Raw genomic sequence first — 26,686 nt, 5'->3', positions numbered from 1 at the left:
CAGCCTGTGAAGGTCACATTTAAAGGGATTTCCAAGCAATACAAGGGGAAGTTTGCCTTACAGGACTTTTCGGCAGAGATGGATAACGGGATTTATGGACTGCTCGGGACCAACGGGGCGGGAAAGACGACACTGATCAATATTTTTGTCGGCATTTTGAAAAGTGATAAAGGTCAGATCCTGATCAATGATGTGGATGCGCGAAGCCTCGGTGTGAACTTCCTGTCCCAAATCGGCTATTTGCCGCAGTTTCCGCAATTTTACAAAAATTTCGAAGTGTTGGAATTCCTGAAATACATGTCCGTCCTGAAGGAGATCCCCAAACCGCAAGGAGAGAAACGGGCAAAGGAACTGCTGGAGATTGTCAACTTAACCGGTGCCGCCGGTAAAAAAATCGGCGCTTTATCCGGCGGGATGCGCCAGCGCGTCGGCATTGCCCAAGCGATGCTCAATGATCCTGCTATTCTGATTCTTGATGAGCCGACCGCAGGACTCGATCCCCAGGAACGCATCCGTTTCCGCAATCTGATCACCAAGTTCTCGGAGAAACGGATTGTTCTGCTGGCCACGCACATCGTTTCCGATATCGAATTCATCGCTAACCAGGTCATTTTGCTGAAGGACGGGCGGCTTTTAAAGCAAGATACGCCGCATGCGCTTGTGGACGGGCTGGCTGGAAAGGTGTGGAAGGTAACCGCGTCGGAGGACACACTGGACGAGAAACTGCACCGGCTCAAAATCAGTAATATGCTGCGGGAGCAGGAAGAGATTCATTTACGGGTCATAAACGATGAAAAGCCGGATATCCGCGCCGTGAATGTGCAGGCCAATCTGGAGGATGTCTTCCTGTATTATTTCGGAGAGGGCGAGCAATGGTAACGTTAATCGGCTATGAATGGCGCAAGCATTTTCGCAAAGGGTCGCTTATCGCCGCGCTGCTTTTATTTACAGTGTTGAATGTCGGGAAAATTTATAGTGTGCACGAGAGTAATTCGCTGCTTGAGAACCCGGGATGGGGGGCGTTGTATGCAGAGCAGTTTCACGACTTCGGCGGAACGATTACGGATGAGAAGATCAGGAAGCTGATGGCTATTTACCAGCCACTGGCGAACCAGACCGCCGAGCTGACGACAAGCACAACCTATCGCCCTCCGGGTACACGTTTGAGCAATGTCTATACCGATTGGAACTTTTTTCGTTATTGTTTTGTGAATCCGATGAAATATGACTACGACTACAAGGCATATGCCGAGGGTGTAGTGACCAGCGCCAAGGACAACATAACGTTTTATGAAGCATTGGGCAATCATTACGATTCTCGAAAGAATGCAGCCATTGCGGAACTGTTTCAAGGACGGTCGATCACCAGCTTCGCCTACACGGAGATGTACAACTACTATGTCCAGTACGACTTCTCTGCTCTGCTGGTATTGCTAATCTGTCTCTACGGTCTCTTGAACGTATTTTTGTCCGAGAAGGAAACGGAGATGGACACGTTGCTATTGACCACTAAAGCGGGAGGCGTAAAAACCGTTTGGGCTAAACTTTTGGCCTCGGCTCTGTTTGTATGCAGTGTCTCGTTTTGGTTTTGGCTGGTTGATTTTTTCGCCTTTTCCCTCCTCTTTGACTCGTGGGACGCAGCCTTTTCTCCATTGTATGCTCTGGAGGATTTCATCCACGCTGGGCTGAATATGAACCTGGGTCAATACGCCTTGTTATCTGCGCTGGTGAAAACGGCGGGCATGCTTGTACTTGGACTGTTGTTCCTGTTGATCTCTTCCTTGTTTCGTAACGCGTTGCTCCCTTTTATTCTCAGCTTGCTTATTTCTTTCGGTTGCATGTACCAGCAAGAAGCCTTCGCGGGCTCCGGGCGTATCCTGCTCAAAATTATCAATCCGTTTGTCCTGGTTGTTAATCGCGAGCTGTTCCGGAGAGCGGAATTTGTATCTCTATTGGGCTACCCGTTGCCCAGCTATATCGCCGCTCTCTTGATTGCAGCCAGCTTGGGGATTGTCTTTCTTTGCGGCCTGGCAATTTTCATGAGAAAGAATGCACTGCGCAAGGGGGATGGAAATCGTGTCAACTTGGATGTATGAGATGAAAAAAATGTTCCTCCTGCAGAAAGGCTTGTTATTCATCATTTTGTATTTTGTCTTGAGTGCGGCGGTTATGCTGGTTCTGGATAAGCCCGAGAGCCCGGACATGGAGATGAACGCTTCGCTCTATTCGCCCTATCTGAAGCAAGTGCAAGGACCGTACACAGAGGAAACCGAACAGTTCTTTACGGAGGAGGCCGCCCGGATATCCGACGCCAAGGTCGCTCTGCAAAAAGCGACCGATGATTACTATGACGGGAAAATGGGGAAAGCAGCGTTTCTGTCCACGTCCGGCCCGCTGGAGGCGCTCCTGCAAAACGAGAAGGGCTTTCAGCTGATCTATGAGCAATATACCTATGTCCGTGAGCATCCGGTCAATCGTTATTTTCTATACACGAATGGCTGGAACGGACTGCTCGCCCATGACAGCCTGGATTTATTGTGGGTATTACTGTTGCTGCTTCTGGTAACACCGGTGTTTTGCTTCGAATATGAGAGCCGGATGGATGCCCTCCTCCTTACGGTTCGCAAGGGGACCCGGTACCATGCGGTCTGCAAGATTGGACTAGCGTTATCAACGGTTGCTGTGCTTTGCCTGCTGTCCACAGGCTTGCAGTATATCTTCTATCAGATTCAATACGGGCTGGGTAACGGAGGTTACCCACTGCAAAGCCTGTCTTACTTCGCGACGTCCACCCGGGATTGCACCCTGTTTGAAGCTTTTTTGTGGGTAACGGCGGGCAAGCTGTTCGGCAGCTTGTGTTTTGCCACGCTGATTTTGTTGGTTTCGGTGTGCCTGAAAAAATATGCGGTTGCCTTGTTTTCCTGTACGGCGGTGATTCTGCTTCCCTACTATGGACTAAGTCTGGAATCGACGAAATACTTTTTGCCAGGGTCCCTGGGGTTTCTGGTATCCACCGGGTATCTGCGTGGCACAGAGTACGAGCGTAATCCACTGAATAATCAGTTGGATGTGGTCTTTCGGGAAGTCTCTCTTGCTGTGTGGAGCGTCGTATTTGCGGTTACGCTCATTCTCTGCCTCGGTGTACTGGTTGTGATTTTGAAACGGCGTACTAATATGTGGAGCACAGGGAAGCGAAAGCGGGGAATAAGAGCGGCCAGCTTGATGCTCACTTTATGTATGGCATTGTCCGCGCTTGCCGGCTGTTCCTCTCGTGACAATACGGGAACAAGGGTTATCTTTAATTATTCCTCCAAGCAATCCTATGAAAACGAGCATTATCGCTTTTTCGTAGACGAAACAGATCTGAAGAATATTCGCATTGTTTTTGAGGATAAACAAACTGGTGAAAAGCACAACTTTATCCGCAACCCTATGCCCTCCTTAACCCGAGTGGAGAATGCGTTATTTGGAAAAGGCACACATGTCTACTACATAAAATATGATTCGGACAAAGCAGGGTTCAGGGAGAATGTGAATCGATTTTCCGTGATTGAGGTGGATACAACGACTTTTCGTGAACGGGTTGTCTTCGAAAAGAAGCTGAGTATGAACAAAAGTCCTCTATTGGGTCTGGCGAAGGCGAATGCTCAAGATGTGAATTTTTTTAAGAGCATGAGTGCTTTCTTTCTGGATGAGCATAGCTTGTACTTCATCGGCCAAGATGAAATTCGGCGAGTCAATCGGCTGACCGGGGATATGCAGGTTGTTCTTCGGGCTCCGGTCATGAGAAGCGTAGCGTTTGACGGCCGCATGATTTATTATGTCGATGGAAAATCCCAGGTCGTCCAACATGACACGAAGACGGATTCCGAGACGGTAGTCCCCGACCTTATTACACAGGCCTTTGTCTTGACCGATACCGAGCTGCTTTTTTTAAATCGGAAGGACCAGCAAAAGCTCTATGCCCTGGATTTGCGAGATTCTGACCTCCACAAGCTAACAGATATGCCTGTACTGAGCTTCTATTGCGAGGGGCAATCGATCTTCTACGTGAATAAGGAGGATCAGAAGCAATACCGTCTGGATCGGAGCGAAACCGGCAGTTAGCTTCCATTTGTCTATTACAAAGCATTTTCAACTGCTTAAGAGTGCGAAAATTATAGGAACAAAAATAGATCAATCGCAATGGGCTACGTTTCGCCATTGCGATTGATTTTTAGTATAAAGATTTAGCCTGATTCTTCAATGTAATCGACTACAATCCAACCCCAGACGCCATGGTTGTAGCTGTATACATTTTTCCAAACATAACCGTCTGCTGTCACGTCTGTTCCCCCCGTTTGAGCGTTTACAAGATCGCCGTTATAGAGCAACCCGAGAACCTTTCCAGACAGTGAAGGAGTGCTTCTGAGCCGAACCCCATCCGCAGTGACTGTATAAGTAGAGCTTCTGGCGGTTGAGCTTGGTTCTAACCCGGCTAGTACTTCCCTATTTTCTGCTTGCACTTGTTGTTGGGAGTTTTCACTGCTATAAATAGTTTCAGCTGCAAAGGCCCCTTGAGTAAGTAATAACATGGCCGAAATCATAAACGAAAAGCTGACAAGCTTCTTAAACATATGAAATCCTCCTTTTATAATTTTGTGAATATTGTAACAAAGTATCTCGTGAAACCTCTGGTGTCTAAGCAGCTGTTTAAGGTGGTCTCAAATGAAGCATCTCTTTCCCTCCTTCTCATATAGAACATTACATTCATTAGCTTGAATCACATGTTTCTCTTAACTATTTTCATTTATAAGGTTTTTCTTAGTAGGGTATACCCATGACATTACTCTTCACCTATGTATTTTTTGTAACATTCTGGATGCTGCCAGTAAACTATTATATAATAAGGGAAAATATATAAGAATTTACAATGATATTGGGAGACGCATCTTGTAAGTAATCCTCCTTTGGTTCTTCCGATAAGGGTATGAAGGGAGAGAGCAGCATTTGTGGGGAAGAAAAGGTAAGCAGCAAGATGATTTTTACGAAGAACTTTGTGTAAAATATTTCAAAAATATCTATGGCTATTGCACTCGTTTAACCAAAGGGCAATTACAACTGAGTGACATTGTAGAAGAATGCACCCAAAATACTTTCCTTGAAGCCCGGAAGCAGATTGAGAGATTGCAAAACCATCCTAACGTTGAAGGATGGCTCTATGTTACCGCGAGGAACTTGGTCAGAAATAGCTATCGCAGTATGTACATAAAGAGGCGGCATGAGATCGTATTAGATGACAGAATGCAATTCTTTAGTGATGATGATGAACTTGCAGCATGCCTGGAAGATACATATGAAATAGATGAATTGAGTGAAAAAGTTTTGAGTGGTCTTAATGAAAGTGAATATCAATTGTATAACGATTATTTTAGAAATCAATTACCAGTACAAGAATTGGTCGACAAATACCATATTTCCAATACTGCCGTAACCACAAGAATCTATCGGGTCAAGAAAAAAATAACAAATAATATACGTGATTACTTTAAGGAGATGTAGTTATTTTAATTTGTCTGTATAACAGTGTTAACGAGTTACATTTAAGTCTAAGTCGTCCACATAAATTTTTTATGAAATACATTGTGATCTCAACGGACGAATGTAATGTACATAATGGGGAGAGTAATAGCTATGAATAATCGGAAAGAGGATCAAAGGATCTTTAAGGAAATTCTGCAAGAAAGGAGTAGTGATGCTGCTGCTAAAGATAAATTCTATCGGATTTTGCATGAGGCTTCGATGGCTGATGCGGAGACGATGGATACCGATTTGCTAAAAGAATGTGTTCAGACCCTTGATTTACTTGAGGAAGACACAGTGCCGCTTTCAGATGAAAAGGCGCAAGCAATGCAGAGGAATATTGAAAACCAATACAGGACCTGGAAATTGGCTAAACATAGAACTGTTGTGAAAAAATTAATAATTAGAGTTTCAGCCGTTTTCTTATTGTTTTTTTGCTTCTCCTCCATTGTAGCCAATGCATTCGGGTTAAACTTTTTCAAGATAGTTGCCAGTTGGGGAGAAGAAACTTTCGATTTTATGGCAGAAACAAACCTGCGGCCAACCGATAATGCGGCAAACGATCAAACCTATGAGAGCATTGATAAAGCTTTTGAAAATGTGGAATCCAGGCCACTTTTGCCGGAGTGGTTACCAGAGGGTTTCCATTTTAAGTATGCAGAGAAATTTGAACGAACAACAAATACTAGAATCATGTTGTATTATTCCTCTGAACAAGCGGATGACATTCTTATTATTGATTATTTGTTGTATAAACAAGGATATGTAGTTGAAGGAGGGACTTCTTTCGAAAAGGATGAAACGCCCGTAATAACCTTCGATCAAAACGGCATCAAATATTACATTTTTCATAACTTGGAGCAAACACAAGTTGTTTGGGCAAATACCAATTTAGTAATCAATATCAATGGCAGAATTTCCGTAGAGGAAATGAAGAAGATGATTGAATCTATACCTACAAATGGAGGTCAAGACTGATGAGTGTGTTGCGGAAGTATGTATCGTTATCGATGGTTATGATTCTATTGTTATCCTTTTATTCTACGGCTTTTGCAGCCGGGGATGATCAAGTGCTTCGAGCAAGTCCATACATTCGATCCTCAAGTATTAACGTTTTTGCGGATGGAAACGGAAAGTTAAGGGTTGAATCCTACGTGGGAGCTACAGGTGTTGTTGACAAGTTAGGGATTAAGGAGTTATCGATCCAAAAAAAAAGTAACGGTTATTGGGTGCCTGTGGAAGTCTTGATTAGTGATAATTATAAATATGATGCTATCAGTTATATCTACGATACGTTCTACTATGGTTCTGCGGGTACAACTTATAGAGCCTATGTTGAATTTTATGTAGAAAAAGATAATGGGTCAGAAACAAAAATATCTGTATCTTCTCCTGTAACAGTGGAATGATCAGTATTATGTTTATTAATTCTTCTAGCACGTAGGAGCCGTATGCGATGACCCGCACGTACAAGTCTGTGAGAGGCCCATGCAATTGCGCATGGGCCTACTTGATTCTCTAATAATAAGTAGGTCGGTGGGCAGCTCCAGGCATGACAGTAGCTGTTGTCTCCACCAGTACCGTCCAGATCTGGCATTGCTGCTATATTTGTATTGCATTAACCTTGGAATCGCTTAGTTGTCTCACGTATAACCAAGCTTGTAGGCAACATGACTTTCTTATTGCCGTAGGATGAGCCTTCGGTAATTTCGAACAGCAGCTTGGCACTCTCATAGCCAAGGACGTCGAAATATTGCTTCACTGTGCTCAAGGCGACCTTGGCGAACTTGGAGCTCTCGAAATCGTCAAAGCCGATTAGGGATACTTGTTCAGGGATACGGATATCAAGTGCGGTCAGCCGTTCTATTACCTCAAGGGCCCGCTTATCGTTCGCGCAGAAAAGTGCGGTCAGCTCCCCGCTTTGAATCAGGTGTGCAAGCACAGCGTGATCCATTTCCTTATCCAGGAACAAGAGAGACTCGGAGATTGGAATGGACGCATTCAACATGGCATTGCGATAACCGTTATATCTGTCAATCTCCGGACTCAGATGATAGTCGTAAGCCGCAAATCCGATTCGTTGATGGCCTTGCTGTATCAAGTATTCTACTGCTTCATAAGCACCGTCGTGGTTATTACAAGTGACGACGTTGACTGGATAGCCGGAGGGCGAACGATCAAGCATAACGAATGGAATCGCTTTTTTTCGAATTTCCCCGAGATAGCCCTTTGCAGCTTCGGGATCAGAGGAATAGATGAGTAATCCTCTTAGTTCCGTTTGAATCAGCCCCAGAACGAGCTCGCGTTCCTGTTCGAAGTCATTTTCCACGAATTCAATGATCAGCTTGCAGCCATGTTTGCCCAGAAAGGACTGGATGCCCCTCATGATCTGCATATACGAACTATCGTACAGTTCGACGCCGGAAATGACGAAAGCGACCAGATTCGAGGTCTTTTCCGGGACGGCCGCTTGACTGGCGACGAAGCTCCCCTTACCCCTGATACGGTAGATCACGCCCTCGTTCACCAGCTCTGACAGTGCTTTGCGCACAGTGATAGTGCTGACATCCAGCAGCTTGGAAAATTCCGACTCGCTAGGAATTCGATCTTCCTCTGTAAATTCCTGATTCTCAATCTGGGATAAGACATAGTCTTTAACCATCTGGTACTTTGTCAGAGTCAAATCCTTCTTGCTCAAGTAAGTTCACCTCATATCGACATTTCCTCAATTATAGCGTATATCGTTTTAAAAAGTATACGTACTTGGAGTGTGTTTTAAATGGATTTTTATCAAATAAGCAGGATATTCTCGGAAATTAAGTAATAATGGGACCTAATAACATAAAAAATTTGAATTTTGTGCAGGTCTGTATTACTATGGGGTCAAATAAAGTATGCTATTTCATTAACTTAACATAATAGCTTTACTGCAGTCCGCTACGCCGTCAACGGACAACAAAAAGAGCCGCTGGCAAATCCAGCAGCTCGACGCTTGAGAATTTCATTTAAATAGTAACAATGGCACCTTCCTTCTCGAACGGGTAGTCGATGACAATACGACCAACTTCGCAATCGCCGATGCCGCTGTACAGATTGACCTTGCCATCGGGACACATTTCGATGCCGGCGGTGAATGTGCAGTCCGTCAGATGCGGTTTCTTGGCGGGACCCTCTGGATAACAAGGACGCGTGCCGATGATTTTCAACTCTGAGAATTGATTCGTCTGCGGGTCCAATACGAAGGCCATGTTCATATAGGTCGATATATCTCCTTGAGCATAACAGATATGGCCAATGACGCCGATCTTCCCGTTCTCAAGCAAGTAGGCCTGGTTGCAGCCCCCCCACTCATCCTCATGGAACAGGCCTCGGATATTAGGGGCGTTCTCGATAACCTCCGGAGACAGGTCGTCGAGGCTGTTGATGACTGTGAATCCAACTAAAGATTCACTTCCGAATTCCTTGCGTACTCCTTCTCCGCGTGGTCGTGAGAAGACGCCGATCCTGCCATCCTGAAGCTCTACGAGCCGAATGTCTTTCATATAATCCGGACCGGTCGTGAAGTAGAAGAGATCATGAATATCACGGCCTTTGTAGAAGTAACCGTAGAAAGTATCAAGCTGCCCCTGTTTGTAACGGACATGCGTACCGCCCAATACGAGCTGCTTACCGATCATGCTAATATAAGGGTCTTCAAGCTGATAAATCATTGTGTCCGGCACGCCTGTCCACTCATCCGGACCGCTCTGCTCGAACAGGCGAACCCAAGACCTTGCCCACTCATGGCGTTTTTCCAGGCGTCCATAAATGTAGCGCTTGCCGTTCCATTCAAACGGGATCGTAGGATTGTAGACATCGAAGTCTTCGACTCCGTGGAAAACAAGCTTGGCGCTTTCATAAATGCGTTTGTTTGCTTCAAATTGCTGACGCAGTTGCAATAAGTTCATTTGTGGCAATCTCCTTTCAGGCTTCAATAACAATTCTATCCTAATGGATAGCTATGTCCCAATTCTTGCTCCAATTTTGAATACATTATGGTGGTTTGACATTGCAAGACTTGTCTTTATCAATGTACATATACGAACAAGGAGGAATATAGCCAATGTTGAAGCTTCTCGCGGCGGACGGCATTGATTCTGAGATTCAGGCCCATTACCGGCTGATTGCTTCGGTGCGCGATACGATCGGCATGCATAGTCATGACTTTTTTGAATTGTTTCTTATTCTGAAGGGAAAAGTTGTGCATGTCATTAACAGCAACCGTCAGTTGTTGCAGGAAAATACTCTCGTGTTCATACGGGACCGGGATGTGCATTGCTATGAGCAGACAACAGATAGCGATTGCCAGTTCATCAATTTGTCGTTCAACCGGGAGGTCCTGGATGACCTGATTGCTTTCTTGGGAGAGGGATTCCCCAGTGGAAGGCTTCTTGAGCCGGCCATGCCGCCGTCGACTTTGTTGTCCAAAACGGAGAAAGAATATGTGCGGTATCGGCTGGAGCAGCTCAGTCTGATCCCGCAGGAGAAGAAGCTGGCTATCAAAGCAGAGGTAAGAGCCATCTTGACCGATCTGTTCTCCCGCTACATCAAGGCCGAAGCGGAGCCGTTCGAACCGGCAGGACAGCCGGAATGGTTAAAGGCTCTATGCAGAGAGGTGCAAAAGAAAGAACAATTTACGCGGGGAGCGGCCGCGCTTGTCCAACTGTCAGGTAAATCGCATGCCTACGTATGCAGAATGTTCAGAGAGCATCTTGGAATGTCTCCGACCCAGTATATCAATGAATTAAGGATTTCCTACGCCGAGAATTTGCTGCTGAACACGGATATGGAAATCGTGGATATCAGTTTGGAGATCGGACTTGAGAATGTTAGCTACTTCTATGACTTGTTTAAGCGGAGGCACAACCTGACGCCCCATCGATACCGCCAATTCGGGAAAATTCATAAATAGTATACGAAATAAATCTAATTTGTGTTTGAATTTTATATATTGACGCAGTAAATGGTATGTGCTATTTTTTACCTAGCATAATAACTTTCGGCATCATGATGGACTAATCTGTATAACACGGAAAGCAGAAGCAACTCGGTTTCGACGACGTTGGGATCCAATCTGGAGGTGAAAATGAATGCGCTTGCAATCGGCTGAATCGCGGAGTTCACGCGCCTGTGAGCCTAGTACCAGCCGTATCAGACTACAACATGTTGGCAGTCAGGAGGTGTTTCTGTGAAGACAAGTAATAACAGGTTCATAGCCAGAATTATCAGGCACCGCTATCTCTACCTTATGGTGCTTCCCGGCTTCCTGACGCTGTTGGTTTTTCACTATTTTCCGATGTACGGAATTTTAATCGCTTTCAAGGATTTTAACGCTTCCAAGGGGATATGGGGAAGCGAGTGGGTGGGATTCAAGTATTTTATTTCTTTTTTTAATGATCCCATGGCGTTTAGGGTTTTGAAAAACACATTGCTTCTCGGTTTGTATACTTTATTCTGGTCATTTCCGGCGCCGATTATATTGGCACTGCTGTTCAATGAACTGAGGAACAAAAGATTTAAGAAAATTGTTCAGACGGTATCTTACTTCCCGCACTTCATTTCGGTCGTCATTGTTGCGGGGATGCTTAAGGAATTTACGGCAAGGGATGGCTTGTTTAACAATATTGTCGCCTTTTTCGGCGGAGAACCGGTTATGTTTCTTCTGGAGTCGGATTTTTTCCGGTCCATCTTCATCTCTTCCGGTATATGGCAAGGCGTCGGGTTCGGCACGATCATCTACCTTGCCGCATTAAGCGGAATAGATCCAACGCTTTATGATGTGGCTGAAGTAGACGGCGCAGGGCGATGGAAGAAGGTTGTGCACATTACATGGCCTTCGCTCAAGCCGACCACAATTATATTGCTGATTTTCGCCGTAGGGGGAGTTCTTGGAAATGATTTTCAGAAGATCATTCTGCTCTATTCACCTGAGACTTACGAAGTAGCGGATGTCATTGGGTCCTATGTTTATCGTCAAGGTATACTGGGTGCGCAATACGAGTACACAACAGCAATCGGAATGTTCATGTCGCTTATTTCCTTTATTATTCTTTACTTGACCAATTGGATTAGCCGGAAAGTATCAGAGACAAGTTTGTTCTAGGTGGTGAGAAGTTGAAAAGGGTTAGCTTAGGTTCCAGAGCTTTCGATGCAATAAACGTTGTGATCATGCTGTTAATCCTGGTTGTTGTGCTGTATCCGATTCTGCACATTGTCGCGACATCGCTTAGCGGCGCAAGTTACATCTCTTCCGGGAGCGTAACGATTTGGCCTAAGGGATTTAATCTGGAAGCGTACACGACGGTATTTCATGATCCATACATTTTTAAAGGGTATCTGAACTCGATTATTTATGCGACAGGCTCAACGGGCATTATGCTGCTTTTTACGGCAATGATGGCGTATCCGCTCACGATCCCTGGATTTGCGGGTAAGAAATTTTTAACCTTCTTCCTTATGATAACGATGTTTTTCGGTGGCGGTTTAATTCCGACCTATCTGCTTATGCGCAGTCTGAACCTGTTAGACACGGTATGGGTCATGATTCTCCCGGGCGCAATTAGCGCTTATAATGTATTTTTATTTCGTACCTTCTTTCTTAATATTCCTTCTGAGCTGAAGGACTCCGCTTATATCGACGGGGCGAATGATTTAGTGGTCCTATTCAAAATCATACTGCCGTTGTCGAAAGCGCTTTTTGCGACCTTTGCTCTGTTCGGTCTGGTCGGAAGCTGGAACAGCTGGTTCGAAGCTTTGATTTACTTGCGGGATCAGGATAAGTACCCTTTGCAGATGGTGTTAAGAAACTATCTGTTCACTTTGGATACGACTGCGATTCAAGGGCGGGTAGGAGGCGGTGCTGTTGCTGTCAATGCCCCGGGAGAAACGCTTGATCCGAAGGCGGTACGAATGAGCGTCATTATTATTACCATGTTTCCGATTATGTGCATCTATCCCTTCTTTCAGAAGCATTTCACCAAGGGATTATTCGTAGGCTCCGTCAAAGGCTGAACTGCGGATGTGCCGGTATAAAGTGGGGAGTGCCCGGACGGTTCATTGTTAATGATGAGATTTGAAAAAACGGTTTATCGTACAAATTAGGGGGAAATGAAATGAACAAGCTGGCGAAAATACTTGTCCTCGGGTTGGCCGCACTGATGATTTTTTCAGGATGTTCGAATGATTCCAAGAATTCTGCCGCCAATGGAGAGAATCAGGAAGTGATGCGCTTTTCGGTGACTCTGCCTACGTATGGCGTGGATAATCCGAATAGTCTCGTAGGCAAGGAATGGCACAAACGCATGGAAGCATACATGGGTAAAAAGGTGGAAATTGAATATAACTATATTCCGTCTTCCGAGTATGACGAGAAGGTCAAACTCATGATTGCAAGCGACGATCTGACGGACTTCTTCGTGACGCCGTTATTTTATGATACAAGTGAAATGGCCGGTCAGGGCCAGCTTCTCGAATTAGCCCAATATAAAGATTTAATGCCGAATTATATGAACTACATTAGCAAGGTGAAAAATGGAATGAAGCGGGTAACGAATCCGGACGGCGAGATGTATACCTTTATGGAAACTTCCACTCCAAGGTTCCCCGAGGATCGCGGCATGCTCATTCAGAATACGTCCTCTTACCGCTATGACGTGTTCAAAGCGAATGATATCGAAATTCCGGTAACACTTGATGAATTTTATGAGGCTGCCAAAAGCCTTAAAAAACTCTATCCCGACAAATATCCCGTCGCAACCAAATGGAACAGCCTGAGATCGCTGTTCTCTGCGAACCATATCAAGGACGAAATCTTCTGGAACGGCGAGAAATATGTATATGGGGTTCTGGAAGAAGGGTTTAAAGATGCACTCCAATTTGCAAATAAGCTGTATGCGGATAAGCTGTTAGATCCGGAGTATACGATTGATACAGATGATACGCTGAAAAGAAAAGCGCTGAATGGCGACAACCTTATGTGGCTGACGCAGTGGTTTACCACTCCGGCCGAGTACACAAGAACGGCCAACGATGGCAAGATTTTTGCAGTTTCCCTGTATCCTGACAATCCGAAATACGGGAAAGCCTGGCAGGAAGTGGTGAATGGCAATACTCCTGATTTGGGCTGGGCAGCTTACGGTCTAAGTTCAAAAGTGAAAAACCCCGAAGAATTGATCAAATTCATTGATTATCAATATTCGGATGAAATGATCAGACTCATCACCTGGGGGATTGAGGGCACGACCTATACGATTGGGGAGAATGGTATTCCGACCTTTGTGGACTCGTTGAAAAATGCCAAGGATCCGTGGCTGGAAGGCGATAAATACGGCATGCGGGCAAGCCGGAATCATAACCCTGGCCTGCAGATGGTTAGTGACGCAAGAGCGTTTGTAGATTTTGCCGCGACAGACTATACCCTATTTAACGGCAAATATGAAGAGGTGCCGATTGAGAAGTCACAATTCCTGACGAGCTTACCCATGCCTGAGAACGAATATGTTCCTTCCTGGCTGAGCGAACCTTCGATTCAACTCACAGGCGATGAAAACCAGCGGATCTCGGAGATTATGAACCCGGTAAAAACGTTTGTTACGGAAGAACAGGCCAAATTCGTGGCAGGCAAGAGCAGCTTCGATGATTGGCAGGTATTCATTGATAAGGTCCAAAAAATGGGCGCCATTGATGAAGCGCTGAAAATTTATAACGATGCTGCGCAAAGAGTAACAGCAAACTAATAGAGATTGTCCCTCCGTTGCTGATTGCTTCGGGGCGGCAATATATCGCAAAGCGATAGGATGTAAGATAACGAAACCATAGGATGTGAGAAGAGCTTTGAACGAGAAAAAAGAGATTTTATTCCATGTCGAAAAGCTTCTGAATAAAAGAAATCAATTTATGATTACAAAGGTTTCTCCAATGGAGTTTTCAGGTTTTACGACAAAGGAACAGCTGTTCATTCATGAAATGGATGAACAACCGTTCCAGAGCATAACCAGGGGACAACAGTGGGGAGAGAATTGGGGGTACGGCTGGTTCCGCTCCACAATCATCGTCCCTAAGGAGACCGAAGGCAAACGGCTGGTGGCTATGCTTGATTTTGGATCCGAAGCGACCGTGTATGTTGACGGCGTCGTGAGTGGTGCAAAGGACCTTAACCATCATTACGTAACCTTAACCCGTTCGGCGAAAAGCGGCGAGCAATTCGAGATTGTCGCAGAGGCGTACGCCGGCCATTCTGATTCTCAGCCGATGTTCGGAGAGTCGCAACTCTGTATTTTTGAAGAAGAAGTGTACCAGTTTTTTATTGATTTGGAATGCCTGTACGATCTTCGCAATCATCTCGATGTCAAATCTCTCCGCGTTGCGGAGATTGATCGTTGTCTGACTCAGGTATTTGCGACGGTCGACCTGACCCTGCGTCAGGAATTGCTGGGAGAGAACGTAAAAGAGTGCAGGGAGATTATGAAACCGCTTTTATCCTGTGTGAACGGTTCAACGGCGCCTACCCTGTACCTTATGGGACAGTCCCACCTGGATGTGGCCTGGCTGTGGCCGATTGAGGAGACGAAGCGTAAGATTGCGCGGACCATGTCCAATCAGCTTGCACTCATGGACGAATATCCGGAATATACGTACACGCAGAGCCAGCCTTATTTATTCCAGTTGGTCAAGACGCTGTATCCTGAGCTGTATACGCGCATCAAACAAGCGGTGAAGGAAGGCAGAATCATTCCCGAAGGCTCCATGTGGATAGAGCCCGATACGAACCTCCCTAGCGGCGAAAGCCTGATCCGCCAGGCGATGCACGGCAAGCGCTTCTTCAAGGAAGAATTCGGTGTAGACAACGAAATGCTGTGGCTGCCTGACGTGTTCGGCTATTCCGGGAACCTGCCGCAAATCATGAAGGGTTGCGGGATAAAGTATTTCGGTTCCGTTAAATTGTTCGGTACTTATGATAATGTAGCTGATCCGTTCCCGCATAATACGTTTCTGTGGGAAGGGATCGACGGTTCGCAAATCTTGTCGCATCTGCTCAACTATGGAGACTACTACCCGATTCGGATCAGTCCGTCGTTCTTAATCCATCAGTGGAAAGACCGCGTCCAGCTTGATGGGATTTCTACGCGGCTCACGCAGTTCGGACATGGTGACGGTGGCGGAGGCTCCAACCGGGACGATCTTGAGTTTATGCGCAGGCTCGGCAATTTGGAGGGCGTCCCGAAGACGAAGCACGGCTCGCCAATCGAATTTTTCCGGGATCAGACCGAAAAGGGCATTCCTGATGTCAAGTACGTAGGAGAGCTCTATTATCCCGCTCACCGCGGGACTTATACAACACAAGCGGTCATCAAAAAGCTGAACCGGAAGGCGGAAATTGGCTTCCGTGAGGCGGAGTTATGGGGGGCTGCAGCGGAGCATTTAAATAACCGGACCTATCCTTACGGGGAGCTGGACCGTCTATGGAAGGTTTTGCTGCTGCACCAATTCCACGATATTCTGCCGGGCTCATCTATCCACCGCGTCCATGAAGAGGCGCAGCTTGAACTGATGGAATTGAATAAGAACGTGTACGACATGGCTTCCGAAGCAAGAGATGCAATCACGGACGGCGAGTCCTCCAGTGTTACCGTATTTAACTCGTTGTCCTGGATAAGACGGGAACTGGTAGCATTACCTAGTGGCGTTCACGGGATTACGAATGTGAATGGAGCAGTTCTGCCGGTGCAATTGCACGAAGGTGTTAGCTACGCCCGGCTGGAGGCTCCTTCCATGGGCTGGTCGACGTACAAGACTGAACTGGAAGTGCCGGTCGTTCCTGTTCTGTCGACAGTCTCTGCAAGTGAATCGCATATGGAGAATGAATGGATTGCGCTTGGAATTAACGAAAAGGGTGAGATCACACGGATTTTCGATAAGGAGACCGGCACGGAATGGGCAGCAGACTGCTGCAATGTCATGCGGATGTACCGGGATCAAAACTCGGATTTCGATGCCTGGGAGATTGACCGGCGCTACCGCTTGGCGCCCATTGAGCTGAACGCAAACGCCCGGGTATCCGTTACTGCGAATGGGCCGCTCTTCGCGAATCTTCGGGTTGAGCGGGAAGTAAATCACTCGACCATGATTCAGGATATCCGCTTGTGTGCGGGCAGCCGCCGGGTGGAATTCCATACAACGATTCAGTGGCGCGAGAAGAATAAGCTGCTGAAAGTCGATTTTCCGGTTCGCATTCATACGAACGAGTCCCTGCAGGAAATTCAGTTCGGTCACGTCAAGAGGCCGAATCATGCTTCGCGGCCGCATGATGCGGATCGTTACGAAGTGGTTCAGCATAAGTGGTCCGCTCTTGCAGAGGCAAACCGCGGCTTCGCATTGCTGAACGACTGCAAATACGGCATCTCCGTCAACGATAACATGATGAGCCTAACGCTGCTTCGGGCTCCGACTTGGCCGGATGAAACGTCCGATCAAGGGGTGCATCATTTTACTTATGGATTTACATTCTGGAACGGCGCATTTCTCGACAGTCCTGTCGTGCGCGAAGCTTATGAGCTTAACTATCCTGTCAGCCTTGTGCCTGGAGGAGGGGGTGGGGCACAGTCCTTACTCTGCATCGATCAAGCCAATGTGATTGCGGAGACGGTCAAGCTTGCCGAAGACGGATCGGGCGAGTGGGTTGTGCGTCTGTACGAGAGTAAAGGGGCCTCGGTCGTCTGCAAACTTCACATCGGGCTGTCTGTTGCGGCGGTTAGTGACGCAAATATGCTGGAGGAGAAGATTGCAGAAGTGCCGCAAGAAGGCGGAGATCTAAGGCTCCAATTCCGTCCATTCGAGGTGAAGACCATTCGATTGGCGCTCCGCAAGGAGCGATATGAATAAGCAGGGGGTGGCTTGTGGGAGAGAGTACACATCAGTGGTTTGAACAGATGGCGTTTTGCAGCGCAACGATTTCATTCTATCAAATCTACTAAGGCCTGGAGGTCAACAAAATGAAAATGAAACAGTGGAAAAGTGCGGGAATATGGATTTGCCTTGTGCTGATGATTATGACGGCGCCGGGCGGCGCGTTTGCAGCGCAGGCGGCGGAAAGCGGCGCCGGGCAGAATCTGAGCAGCGCAAAGAAAGGGGTTCAGGAGCCGTTCAAGATCAAGGTCGTGGATGCCGAGACGGGCCGGGGCATTCCTCTTGTTGAGCTGAAGACGACGAACAACATTCTGTATTACACGGATAGTGCTGGTGTAGTGGCGTTCAGCGAACCCGGATTGATGGATCAGCCGGTCTTCTTCCATCTGTCGAGCCACGGTTATGATATCCCCGCCGATATGTTTGGCAATCGTGGGCAGGCTGTACAGATTATGCCCGGGGGGATGATTACAATCGAGATGAACCGGGTCAACATCGCTGAACGGCTGTACCGGATTACGGGCCAAGGCATTTATCGCGACAGTATGCTCCTTGGTTTGGGTGCGCCGATTCAGGAGCCGCTGATAAACGGTCTGGTCATGGGACAGGATTCCGTGCAGACGATCACGTACAAAGATAAGCTGTATTGGTTCTGGGGTGATACCGACAGACCGGCGTATCCGCTGGGGAACTTCCGGGTGACGGGAGCAACTTCTCAGATGCCGCAAAACGGCGGATTGGATCCGGACGCCGGCGTGAATCTGGACTATTTCACAAAAGAGGACGGTTTCGTCAAAAGCTTGGTGCCGCAGCTGCCTGACGGCGCCGGAATAGCTTGGGTGTTCGGTTTGATGACCGCCAAGGACAGTGCCGGACATGAGCGCCTGCTCGCCGGATACAGTACCCATAATCCCGGACTCAGCGCCTTCGGCATTCTTGCCTTTAATGACAATATTAAGGAGTTCGAGCAAGTCGTCCAGTTCCCTTCCAAAGACGATTGGCGCCATCCGGGCGGGCAGGCGACCTATTATGAAGAGAACGGGGCGGGCTATTGGCTCTTTACCGAACACCGGATGCCGAATTTACGCGTTTCCGCAAGCTATGACGCCATCATCGACTATACTCAATATGAATCGTTTACAGCTTTAACTCCGGGAACGACGTACAACGGAGCTCAAACGTCATTGGAACGCGACACAAACGGCCAGCTTGTATGGGGTTGGAAAAAGAATACTCCACCGCTTAAGCAGGATCAAGAGAAGGAACTGATCCGTTTAGGCGTGATTCAAGCGGCCGACTTGCATTATTATCAATTGAAAGATGCTGATACCGGCGAAGAGGTTCAAATCTCCTCAAGCTCCGTCGAATGGAACGATTACCGGCAGCGTTACGTGATGATCGGGCAGCAGCTGCAGGGAAAGACATCGGTGCTCGGAGAAATCTGGTACGCGGAAGCTCCGGCGCCTCAAGGTCCGTGGACTCATGCCAAAAAGATCGTAACGCACAATAATTATACTTTTTACAACGTTGCCCAGCACAAAAACTTCAATAAGGATGGCGGCCGGGTGATCTACTTCGAGGGGACTTTTACGAATACGTTTACGAATCATGTCGCAACACCACGGTATAACTACAATCAAGTCATGTACAAACTCGACCTGGCGAATCCGAAGCTAGGGCTTACTCCGGTTCAAGGAAAGAACGGTCAATAGAGTGCCAGATCAGATGTGCTAACTGAATAAGGACCCTTCCGGAAGCGCTATGAACTCCGGAAGGGTCCTTTATGCAGGGTGTGATAGCTGCCTGTGCCGGATGGGAATTGGGTAGTCTATGCAGAAATTGATGGGAGGATTTACTTTGGATTTTGACTTTACCAAGTACACCAGGCTGATGGGAAGATTTGATCTGACTGAGAAGGGGAATCCGAAATGCGGATGGGTTAACAGTGCTGTTCATCTTGCCTTCCGGGGTACGGCCATCTCTATGACAGCAGAGGATTCCGGCGGCCAGGATTACGTTGAAATCGTATTGGACGGGATCGCCCGTAATTGGATTAATCTGAAGAAGGGGGTTCATGTATACATAATCGAACAGGGACTCCCGGATGGTGAGCACACTTTGGAAATCCACAAGCGAACGGGGATTTTGACCGGAAATATCGCATTTCATCATTTTGCTCTTCCTAACGGCGGAAGCTTCCTTGCCCCGCCTGCGGCCGGACCTATCCGGCTTGAATACTTTGGGGATTCCATCACAGATGGAGCAGGGATCGGCCATCCGCATGTGCTCGCTGAAGCCCCGCATCTTGACGACGGCTACATGTCCTATGTCGGGATCAGCGCCAGAATGTTGAACGCGGAATATCATACGATGGCCATTTGCGGCATTGGCGTTTGGCAGGATGCCGTAGGGAACAGGCATGGATTGCCGGAGCATTTTTTCGGGACCCTCGGCAAAGAGACAGCGCCATGGGACTTTTCCCGATATACTCCTGATGGAATTGTCATTAATTTGGGTCAAAACGATTATTCTACGCCAATTGATGATGAGGAGTATATTGCCGCTTATATAAAGTTCATTCAGGTTATCCTGGAGCAATACAACGATCCCTATGTCTTTTGCTGTGTTGGAACCATGAACAACAACTATCTTGCCAGTGTGAATAAGGTCGTGGCCTATTTTAATCAAATTGGAAACGGAAAGATTTTATTGGTTGATTTAGGGCTGATTCATCCAGAGGTGGAAGGATGGGGCGGCCGTTACCATCCCGGCTATCAGACGCATTACCGGATGGGGTGGGAGCTGGCCTCTTTTATATCCGCCAAGACCGGATGGGAATTGCTTAAGCGTCCGTTGATTGCTACGGAATGCGTGTTCTGAACCTAATAGCGGGGGATGGAGAGTGGTCAGAGGGTTTTGATACCATAGAAAATCTTAATCTGCTCCCCGGTAACTATAACGGCTACGTAGCATTTTCTGATCACACGCGGAGAAAGGCGTTTCACCACAAGGTAGTTTTTTGGTGGAGGCTTACGTTTCGGTGTTTCAGAGACTTCGCTCTTCTTACGAAGACGTGTGTGCGTCCGGAAAGTGTATTCCTGGCTCCTAAGCATGAACGGACTGAGTTGCGCTTATTTGGAGCTTTTAGCCTGTTACAGTAGGAAAACGGACTTCAGCGCAGTTATTTCTCCCTGATGGCCGCTTTTAGATAGAATGCAGAGCAGATAAGGTCGTCTGGGTCCGCAAAAGAGAATAAACAGGGGTTTTACTCTCCATAGCGTCTCCTGAGTCCTTAACGAGTAAACGAACCCGCTGCAGGCTTTTAGGGCCCCTGCTTTCAATACTAAATCCCTGCTTCCAAGAGCTCCTCCAGTTTGAAGACACGCTCTAACCGGGTGGACATCATCAACGATTGAACGTTTGCGAGAGGGAGTATAATCAGAGGACAAGAATATAAATAAAACAAGGCTCCGTCAGTGATTATACTGGCGGGGCCTTGTTTAGGTGAATCATTGCTTCTAACCGGACGATTTTATGCATCGTTTTGCCTTATAACATTGAAAAAGACGTATACTCCGCCCCTCTTCACTCAAAACAAAATTGATGTGATGATCAATAGTCTTCTTAATAGACATCCCGCGCATACCGCTTGGATAACGACATTTCTTTTACATAGTTAATCGCTTCATCCGCAGTCATACCGCCGTGTTGCTGGATAACCATCTTAAGTGCGGCATCTACTTCTTTGGCCATTTGCTGGGCATCTCCGCATACATAGAAGTGCGCGCCTTCCTGAAGCCAGGCCCATAGCTCGGCTCCATACTCAAGGATGCGGTGTTGTACATAGATTTTGTCAGCCTGATCGCGCGAAAAGGCTGTATCCAGCCGATGCAGGAAGCCTTCCGTCTGAAGAACTTCAAGCTCATCGCAGAAATAAAAATCACAGTCTTTCCGCTGTTCCCCGAAGATCAGCCAATTTTTTCCTTTGGCTCCGGATGCTTTACGCTCTTGCAGGAAGCCGCGGAACGGAGCAATGCCTGTACCCGGACCGACCATAATCATCGGGGCATCAGGATTTGCCGGTGGACGGAAATGGACATTCTTTTGAATGAAAATGGGAATGTCCGTATCCTCTGTAGCGAGGTCGGCGAGAAATGTGGAGCATACTCCCTTGCGGGCGCTTCCGTTGTTCTCGTAGCGAACGGTGGAAACAGTTATATGAACCTCGTTCGGATTTGCTTTCGGACTGGAAGAAATCGAATAGAGGCGAGGCTGCAAGGGCTTGAGCTGTTCCAAAAGTTCCTGTGCACTGAGGGAAACCGGGAATTCCTGCAGCACATCGATCAGTTGACGACCCCAAAGCCATTGCTTGAGGTCCGCCAGGTTCTCACTTTCTAGGAGCTTGCTTAACCCGACATCCTGAGCGCGGTCCCGGATGAAGCGGAGCATGTCTGGAGTAACCCGGGCAATCTCAAAATGACGGAGCAGTGCTTCGGTCACCGATAGTTCTCCCTGGTCTTTGACCGTTACCGGGGTAGCAGGCTCAATGCCCAGTGTATGCAGCAGATTGCCCACTAAATCAGGGCAATTGGCAGGCCACACCCCCAGAGCATCGCCTGCTTCGAACTGCACTCCGGCAGGTGTAAGGTCGAAGGCATAGTGGCGGGTTTCCTTTTCAGATCCGGTCTTGTTCAGATTCTGCTTGAACAGCAGCCGTGAAAGTACCGGGTGGTTCCGGTGATATCCGCGTGGTTCCGAACTTGGGGCAACCGGGATGGATTCGGCAACCGGAGTGGATGAGATACCGCTTGCTGCGGCGGGTATAACGGGTTTCGGGCTGCCTGTAAATCCGCCCAACAGTGCAGAGACATCATTCGTCCATGCATCTGCCTGCTCCTGAAAGTCCGTATCGCAATGGGCACAGTCAAGCAGCCGCTGTGCACCAAGCTCCTCCAGACGGGTATCCAGATTCCGCCCGAAGCCGCAAAAGAGATCGTAATTGGAATCCCCGAAAGCGAGCACGGCATACCGCAGATCCTGGAGCTGTGGAGCATTCTCTGCCCTGAGGGATTGGAAGAAGTTTTCTCCATTGTCAGGAGGATCGCCGGCTCCGAAGGTGCTGGCGATAAACAGGACAGACTGGTTTTTGGCCAGATCGCTCACGGAATATTGATTCATATTTACAAGCTGCACATCATAACCGGCTTGCTGTAACTTCTTGGCACAGTCAATAGCTGCGCCCTCCGCATTTCCGGTCTGCGAGGCCCATAGGATGGTTACCGGAAGGTTGGCTGTCGTGGTGTTCTCCGGGAACGGGGCAGCATCCGAAGGGGCTGGATCCGATAACGGTTGGGGTCTTGAGTCAGCTTCCGCCCCGGGAAGGGGAGTGCGGGAGAACATGCCCGCCAGCAGGCCATCTACAAAGAAGCGGGTTGGTGGTTCAAAAGGCGCAGCGGGCGGCAGGACCGGAATGCCAGATGCGGACCGGCCAGCCTCGGTGCGCAGGCTAGTGATGAAGCCGGACAGATAAGCCTGTTCGTGGCTATCCAGAATCATGGTTGCGGGGGCTTCTATCCCAAGCATGCCCGCGAGCGTGTCGAGTTGCTTCATAGTTACGGCCTCCTTCGGACGGGCGGTCTCAGCGCTGGCTGGAGTTGAAGTTGGAATACTGTCCATAACCGGCGCATGCGGTTCCCCGAAAGGCTGGCCTGCGGCCTTGACCAGTGACACAGAACAAAATTTCAACTCGGGCTGTAAGGACAGGGGGTCGACGGTATCATTGGTAACTTCATTGACAGCCAGTTGTGACCCAAAGACATCATTCCAGTGAAAGGGGGCAAAGCAGTTGCCGGGGCGCACGCGGTCTGAAAGGACCGCCGGGAGAATTGCCAGCCCCCGCCGCGATCGGAGTTCCACCGGATCTCGGTCTTTAATTCCTAGCACCTCAGCATCTTCCGGGTGAATTTCCACAAAGGGGCCCGGGTTCAATTTATTGAGCTTGGGAACTTTGCCTGTTTTGGTCAACGTGTGCCATTGGTGCTGCAAGCGGCCGGAATTCAGCACAAAGGGATAATCGCTGTCCGGCATCTCTGCAGGCGGCATATACGGACGTGCCCAGAATACGGCTTTCCCGCTTTCTGTCGGGAACACGATATCCGGAGAACTGTCATTTGGAGGCCCACTTAGTGCAGTGCCGCCTTGACGGTTCAAATAACGGATCGGATTTCGGTCGTTCGGCTGATCCGGCGCACTAGGCCACTGCACAGGCGTTTCACGCAGCCGTGCATAGGTGGCCCCTCGCAGGTCGTATCCTGTTTTCGGATTCCAGGCTTGCTGGATTTCCGCATAGACCTCTGCCGAAGAAGAGTAGGAAAAAGCTTCAGCATAACCCATTTCAGCGGCTACCCGGGCGATAAGCTGCCAGTCCGGCATGGCCTCTCCAGGCGGCTCGACGGCTTGCTGCATTAAGGTCAGGTTGCGCTCCGAATTAATCATCACCCCTTCACCTTCAGCCCATAAGGCTCCGGGCAGCAGGATATCCGCATACCGGTTGGTCTCCGTATCCAGGAAGCTGTCCTGGGTAATGACCAGTTCAGCCGCTTCCAGGGCAGCGATTACCTTCTTGCGGTTGGGAACGGTAGCCACCGGATTGGTGCAGATGATCCAGCAGGCTTTGATTTTGCCTGAGATCATGTTTTCGAACATGGAAATGGTGCCGCCGCTGGCATCGGTTCGAAGCGTTCCCCGGGGGATCTCCCACAGCTTTTCTATGAAGCTTCGGTCGGTTTCCGACAACAGAGAACGCTGACCCGGCAAGCCTGGACCCATGTAGCCCATCTCCCGGCCGCCCATGGCATTGGGCTGTCCGGTGAGTGAGAAGGGGCCGCTCCCCGGACGGCAGATGGCTCCTGTAGCAAGGTGCAGGTTGCAGATGGCATTCGTGTGCCAGGTGCCGTGGATGCTCTGGTTGAGACCCATGGTCCAGCAGGACAGCCACTCCGGCGCTTCACCGATCCACTTGGCTGCCTGCCGGATATCAGCTTCCGGGATGCCGGTTATTTCGGAGACTTTATCCGGCGGATAATCCTCCAAGAATTCCTCCATGCTCTCAAAGCCTGAGGTGAAGCGGCCGATAAAGGCCGGGTCCGTATGGCCGCTTTTTACAAGCAGATGCAGCAGTCCGTTGAGCAGGGCGAGATCCGTTCCGGGTCTGATCTGCATGAACAAATCGGCTTTCTCCGCAGTTGCCGTCCGCCGGGGGTCAACGACAATCAGCTTGGCTCCGCTCTTCACCCGGTCCATCAGCCGGAGGAACAGAATCGGATGACAGTCGGCCATATTGGCGCCAATAACGAAGAATAAATCCGTTTGATCCATATCCTGATAAGAACCCGGAGGCCCATCCGCTCCCAGAGAGAGCTTGTAGCCATTTCCGGCACCTGCCATGCACAGACGTGAATTGGACTCAACATTTGGCGTCCGGATGAAGCCCTTGGCCAGCTTATTAATCAGGTACTGGGCCTCCAAAGACATCTGGCCCGATACATAGATGGAGAGGGCTTCCGGTCCGTGTTCCTCCAGAATGCTGCGCAGCCGCTGCGCGGTATCGCGGATGGCTGCATTTATTTCCATTTTGACAGGTTCAGTCCCCCGGGACGGGCGGCTGTATGCATACTCCATCCGGCCGGATTCTGTGATCGCGGCCGCAGCAGTACTGCCTTTGGTGCACAGCCGGCCGAAATTGGCCGGATGCTCCTTATCTCCGGTGATTTTGACCACGCGGTTATCCGATACTTCGAGTACGATCCCGCAGCCAACTCCGCAGTAAGGACAGACGCTTTTGATTTTGCCAGTTGTCATGTGAGTTCACCGCCTCAAAGTTTTCTGCACAAGCTGGTTAGAAATTCACCCCGGATTCTGCCTTCGCCCAGGATTTTCTCCAGGATCTTGTTACCGCGTAAAAGATAAGGGTGGTAAGGAGCACGATGGAACCGACCAACAGAAATCCGGTGACCTGTGAGCCTGTGGACTGCTTCAGCGGGCCCAGGATATAGGTCGGCAGCAAATATCCGCCAAGACCTCCGGCAGCACCGACAATTCCGGTAATGACTCCGATCTCACTGGAGAAACGCTGGGGGATGATCTGAAAGACTGAGCCGTTACCCATCCCGAGGCAGGCCATCATTACGCTGGTATAGAGCAGCATCACCAGGAATGAACCCGGCATTGACGCTATGGCAAACGCACATGCTGAAATCACACTGTATAAAACAAGAAGGAGGCGCATGCCGCCAATCCGGTCCGCGATCCAGCCGCCTAAAGGCCGGAAGAAACTGCCCGCAATGACTGTGATGGTAACCAGGTATCCCACCTGAACTTTGGTTAGACCCCCGGAGTGTACGCCGTCCCCATACACATCATAGAAGAAAATGCTCGCATAGTTGGCGAACCCGACAAACCCGCCGAAGGTAATGGCGTAGAACATCGAGAACCACCAGGTATCCGCATGCCTGAAGACGCTGAGGTAGTCTTTGAGCGGCTTGGGCGCAGGGGCATTCGGGGCATCTTTAGCCAATATGGCAAAAACAATCATAACGATCGCCAGAGGAATCAGCGCAAGCCCAAACACACTGTGCCATCCGTAAGCCTGGGCGATCTGCGGTCCGAAAAAAGTGGCCAGCGCGGTTCCGCTGTTCCCTGCGCCGGCAATGCCCATCGCCAGCCCCTGATATTGCGGAGGGTACCAGCGGCTTGCAAGGGAAAGCGATACGGCAAAGCTTGCACCTGCGAAACCAAGCAGGAATCCGATCATATGGACCTGAAGCAGGCTGGTTCCGCCAAGCCAGCCCCACAGAAGAGGGATAATGGTGAGGAACATCCCGATTAGGCCTGCTTTTTTACTGCCAATGCGGTCAGCCAGTATGCCCATCGGAATCCGGAATATCGAGCCGCCGAGGATAGGGATGGCGACCATAGCTGCTTTTTGAGTATCCGATAATCCGAAGTCCTTGGTAATGTAGAGCGATAGAGCTCCACACAGCACCCAAATCATAAAGCTTACGTCAAAATACAAAAAAGCTGAGAACAAACTCGGGGCATGACCCGCCTTGCGAAAACCTTTGGCTTCCATTGCTGACATCCTCCTTTTTATGAACCCCAAGTAAGTGAATTGACAAAAAAG

The 26,686-nt window shown here is 48.7% G+C and carries 18 protein-coding genes; 13 read left to right on the top strand and 5 right to left on the bottom strand.

What is annotated here, in order from left to right; all coding sequences use genetic code 11:
• The first annotated feature begins 6 nt into the window (after nucleotides 1-6).
• Genes MHI45_RS09865 through MHI45_RS09855 form a run of 3 tightly spaced genes read left to right on the top strand, consistent with a single transcriptional unit; the run spans nucleotide 7 to nucleotide 4,107 of the window.
• Entirely contained in the window at nucleotides 7-879 is an 873-nt protein-coding gene (locus MHI45_RS09865) for an ABC transporter ATP-binding protein (protein ID WP_076109960.1), read from the top strand.
• Nucleotides 873-2,096: an ABC transporter permease gene (locus MHI45_RS09860; RefSeq protein ID WP_076109959.1), complete on the top strand. Its 1,224-nt coding sequence runs from the start codon at nucleotides 873-875 to the stop codon at nucleotides 2,094-2,096. Before MHI45_RS09865 ends, MHI45_RS09860 begins: the two co-directional genes overlap by 7 nt.
• Nucleotides 2,077-4,107, top strand: coding sequence for a DUF5050 domain-containing protein (locus tag MHI45_RS09855; RefSeq protein WP_076109958.1), 2,031 nt, complete (start codon nucleotides 2,077-2,079; stop codon nucleotides 4,105-4,107). Before MHI45_RS09860 ends, MHI45_RS09855 begins: the two co-directional genes overlap by 20 nt.
• A 122-nt stretch (nucleotides 4,108-4,229) precedes the next feature.
• Here MHI45_RS09855 and MHI45_RS09850 read toward each other — a convergent pair whose 3' ends face one another.
• Nucleotides 4,230-4,616 carry an SH3 domain-containing protein gene (locus tag MHI45_RS09850; protein WP_076109957.1) on the bottom strand — a complete coding sequence of 129 codons (387 nt, stop codon included), beginning with the start codon at nucleotides 4,614-4,616 and terminating at the stop codon, nucleotides 4,230-4,232.
• A gap of 373 nt (nucleotides 4,617-4,989) precedes the next feature.
• On the opposite strand from MHI45_RS09850, the gene MHI45_RS09845 reads away from it, so the two are divergent.
• From MHI45_RS09845 to MHI45_RS09835, 3 genes are all read left to right on the top strand, one after another.
• Nucleotides 4,990-5,541: an RNA polymerase sigma factor gene (locus tag MHI45_RS09845; protein ID WP_076109956.1), complete on the top strand. Its 552-nt coding sequence runs from the start codon at nucleotides 4,990-4,992 to the stop codon at nucleotides 5,539-5,541.
• 132 nt (nucleotides 5,542-5,673) lie between these two features.
• Nucleotides 5,674-6,540: a DUF4367 domain-containing protein gene (locus MHI45_RS09840; protein ID WP_179091707.1), complete on the top strand. Its 867-nt coding sequence runs from the start codon at nucleotides 5,674-5,676 to the stop codon at nucleotides 6,538-6,540.
• Nucleotides 6,540-6,971 (top strand): hypothetical protein, encoded by a 432-nt coding sequence (locus MHI45_RS09835; RefSeq protein ID WP_076109954.1) that lies wholly within the window; start codon nucleotides 6,540-6,542, stop codon nucleotides 6,969-6,971. The genes MHI45_RS09840 and MHI45_RS09835 overlap by 1 nt, the downstream gene beginning before the upstream one ends.
• Before the next feature lie 209 nt (nucleotides 6,972-7,180).
• Here the strand turns inward: MHI45_RS09835 and MHI45_RS09830 are convergent, their stop codons facing one another.
• Together MHI45_RS09830 and MHI45_RS09825 are read right to left on the bottom strand one after the other, a co-directional pair.
• Nucleotides 7,181-8,260, bottom strand: coding sequence for a GntR family transcriptional regulator (locus MHI45_RS09830; RefSeq protein WP_076109953.1), 1,080 nt, complete (start codon nucleotides 8,258-8,260; stop codon nucleotides 7,181-7,183).
• A 307-nt stretch (nucleotides 8,261-8,567) separates the two neighbouring features.
• The gene (locus MHI45_RS09825) at nucleotides 8,568-9,509 is read right to left on the bottom strand and encodes an MTP-1 family protein (protein ID WP_076109952.1); all 942 of its coding nucleotides are present in this window, start codon (nucleotides 9,507-9,509) and stop codon (nucleotides 8,568-8,570) included.
• Between the two features lie 155 nt (nucleotides 9,510-9,664).
• Between MHI45_RS09825 and MHI45_RS09820 the strand changes: the two genes are divergently transcribed.
• The 7 genes from MHI45_RS09820 (at nucleotide 9,665) to MHI45_RS09790 (ending at nucleotide 20,385) form a co-directional block, all read left to right on the top strand.
• On the top strand, nucleotides 9,665-10,513 hold the full coding sequence (locus MHI45_RS09820; RefSeq protein ID WP_076109951.1) for a helix-turn-helix domain-containing protein: 849 nt from the start codon (nucleotides 9,665-9,667) through the stop codon (nucleotides 10,511-10,513).
• Between the two features lie 276 nt (nucleotides 10,514-10,789).
• Nucleotides 10,790-11,704, top strand: coding sequence for an ABC transporter permease (locus MHI45_RS09815; RefSeq protein WP_076109950.1), 915 nt, complete (start codon nucleotides 10,790-10,792; stop codon nucleotides 11,702-11,704).
• 11 nt (nucleotides 11,705-11,715) lie between these two features.
• Nucleotides 11,716-12,612 carry a carbohydrate ABC transporter permease gene (locus tag MHI45_RS09810; protein ID WP_076109949.1) on the top strand — a complete coding sequence of 299 codons (897 nt, stop codon included), beginning with the start codon at nucleotides 11,716-11,718 and terminating at the stop codon, nucleotides 12,610-12,612.
• A gap of 101 nt (nucleotides 12,613-12,713) precedes the next feature.
• Nucleotides 12,714-14,336, top strand: a complete 1,623-nt coding sequence (locus MHI45_RS09805; protein WP_076109948.1) for an extracellular solute-binding protein — start codon at nucleotides 12,714-12,716, stop codon at nucleotides 14,334-14,336.
• Between the two features lie 97 nt (nucleotides 14,337-14,433).
• A complete protein-coding gene (locus tag MHI45_RS09800; protein ID WP_076109947.1) occupies nucleotides 14,434-17,481 on the top strand; it encodes an alpha-mannosidase in 3,048 nt (1,015 codons plus the stop codon).
• A 110-nt stretch (nucleotides 17,482-17,591) separates the two neighbouring features.
• The gene (locus tag MHI45_RS09795) at nucleotides 17,592-19,217 is read left to right on the top strand and encodes a hypothetical protein (RefSeq protein ID WP_076109946.1); all 1,626 of its coding nucleotides are present in this window, start codon (nucleotides 17,592-17,594) and stop codon (nucleotides 19,215-19,217) included.
• 145 nt (nucleotides 19,218-19,362) lie between these two features.
• A complete protein-coding gene (locus MHI45_RS09790; protein WP_256718067.1) occupies nucleotides 19,363-20,385 on the top strand; it encodes an SGNH/GDSL hydrolase family protein in 1,023 nt (340 codons plus the stop codon).
• Nucleotides 20,386-21,129: 744 nt separating this feature from the next.
• Here MHI45_RS09790 and MHI45_RS09785 read toward each other — a convergent pair.
• Both MHI45_RS09785 and MHI45_RS09780 read right to left on the bottom strand, forming a co-directional pair.
• The gene (locus MHI45_RS09785) at nucleotides 21,130-25,365 is read right to left on the bottom strand and encodes a sulfite reductase subunit alpha (protein ID WP_341119036.1); all 4,236 of its coding nucleotides are present in this window, start codon (nucleotides 25,363-25,365) and stop codon (nucleotides 21,130-21,132) included.
• Nucleotides 25,366-25,402: 37 nt separating this feature from the next.
• A complete protein-coding gene (locus tag MHI45_RS09780) occupies nucleotides 25,403-26,635 on the bottom strand; it encodes a nitrate/nitrite transporter (RefSeq protein WP_340897025.1) in 1,233 nt (410 codons plus the stop codon).
• Nucleotides 26,636-26,686: the final 51 nt, after the last annotated feature.

The sequence above is a fragment of the Paenibacillus sp. FSL H3-0321 genome, assembly GCF_038002865.1.
GTDB lineage: Bacteria > Bacillota > Bacilli > Paenibacillales > Paenibacillaceae > Paenibacillus_AQ.
Note: the sequence above shows the minus strand (reverse complement) of the source record. Positions and strands in the feature narration are given on the sequence as shown.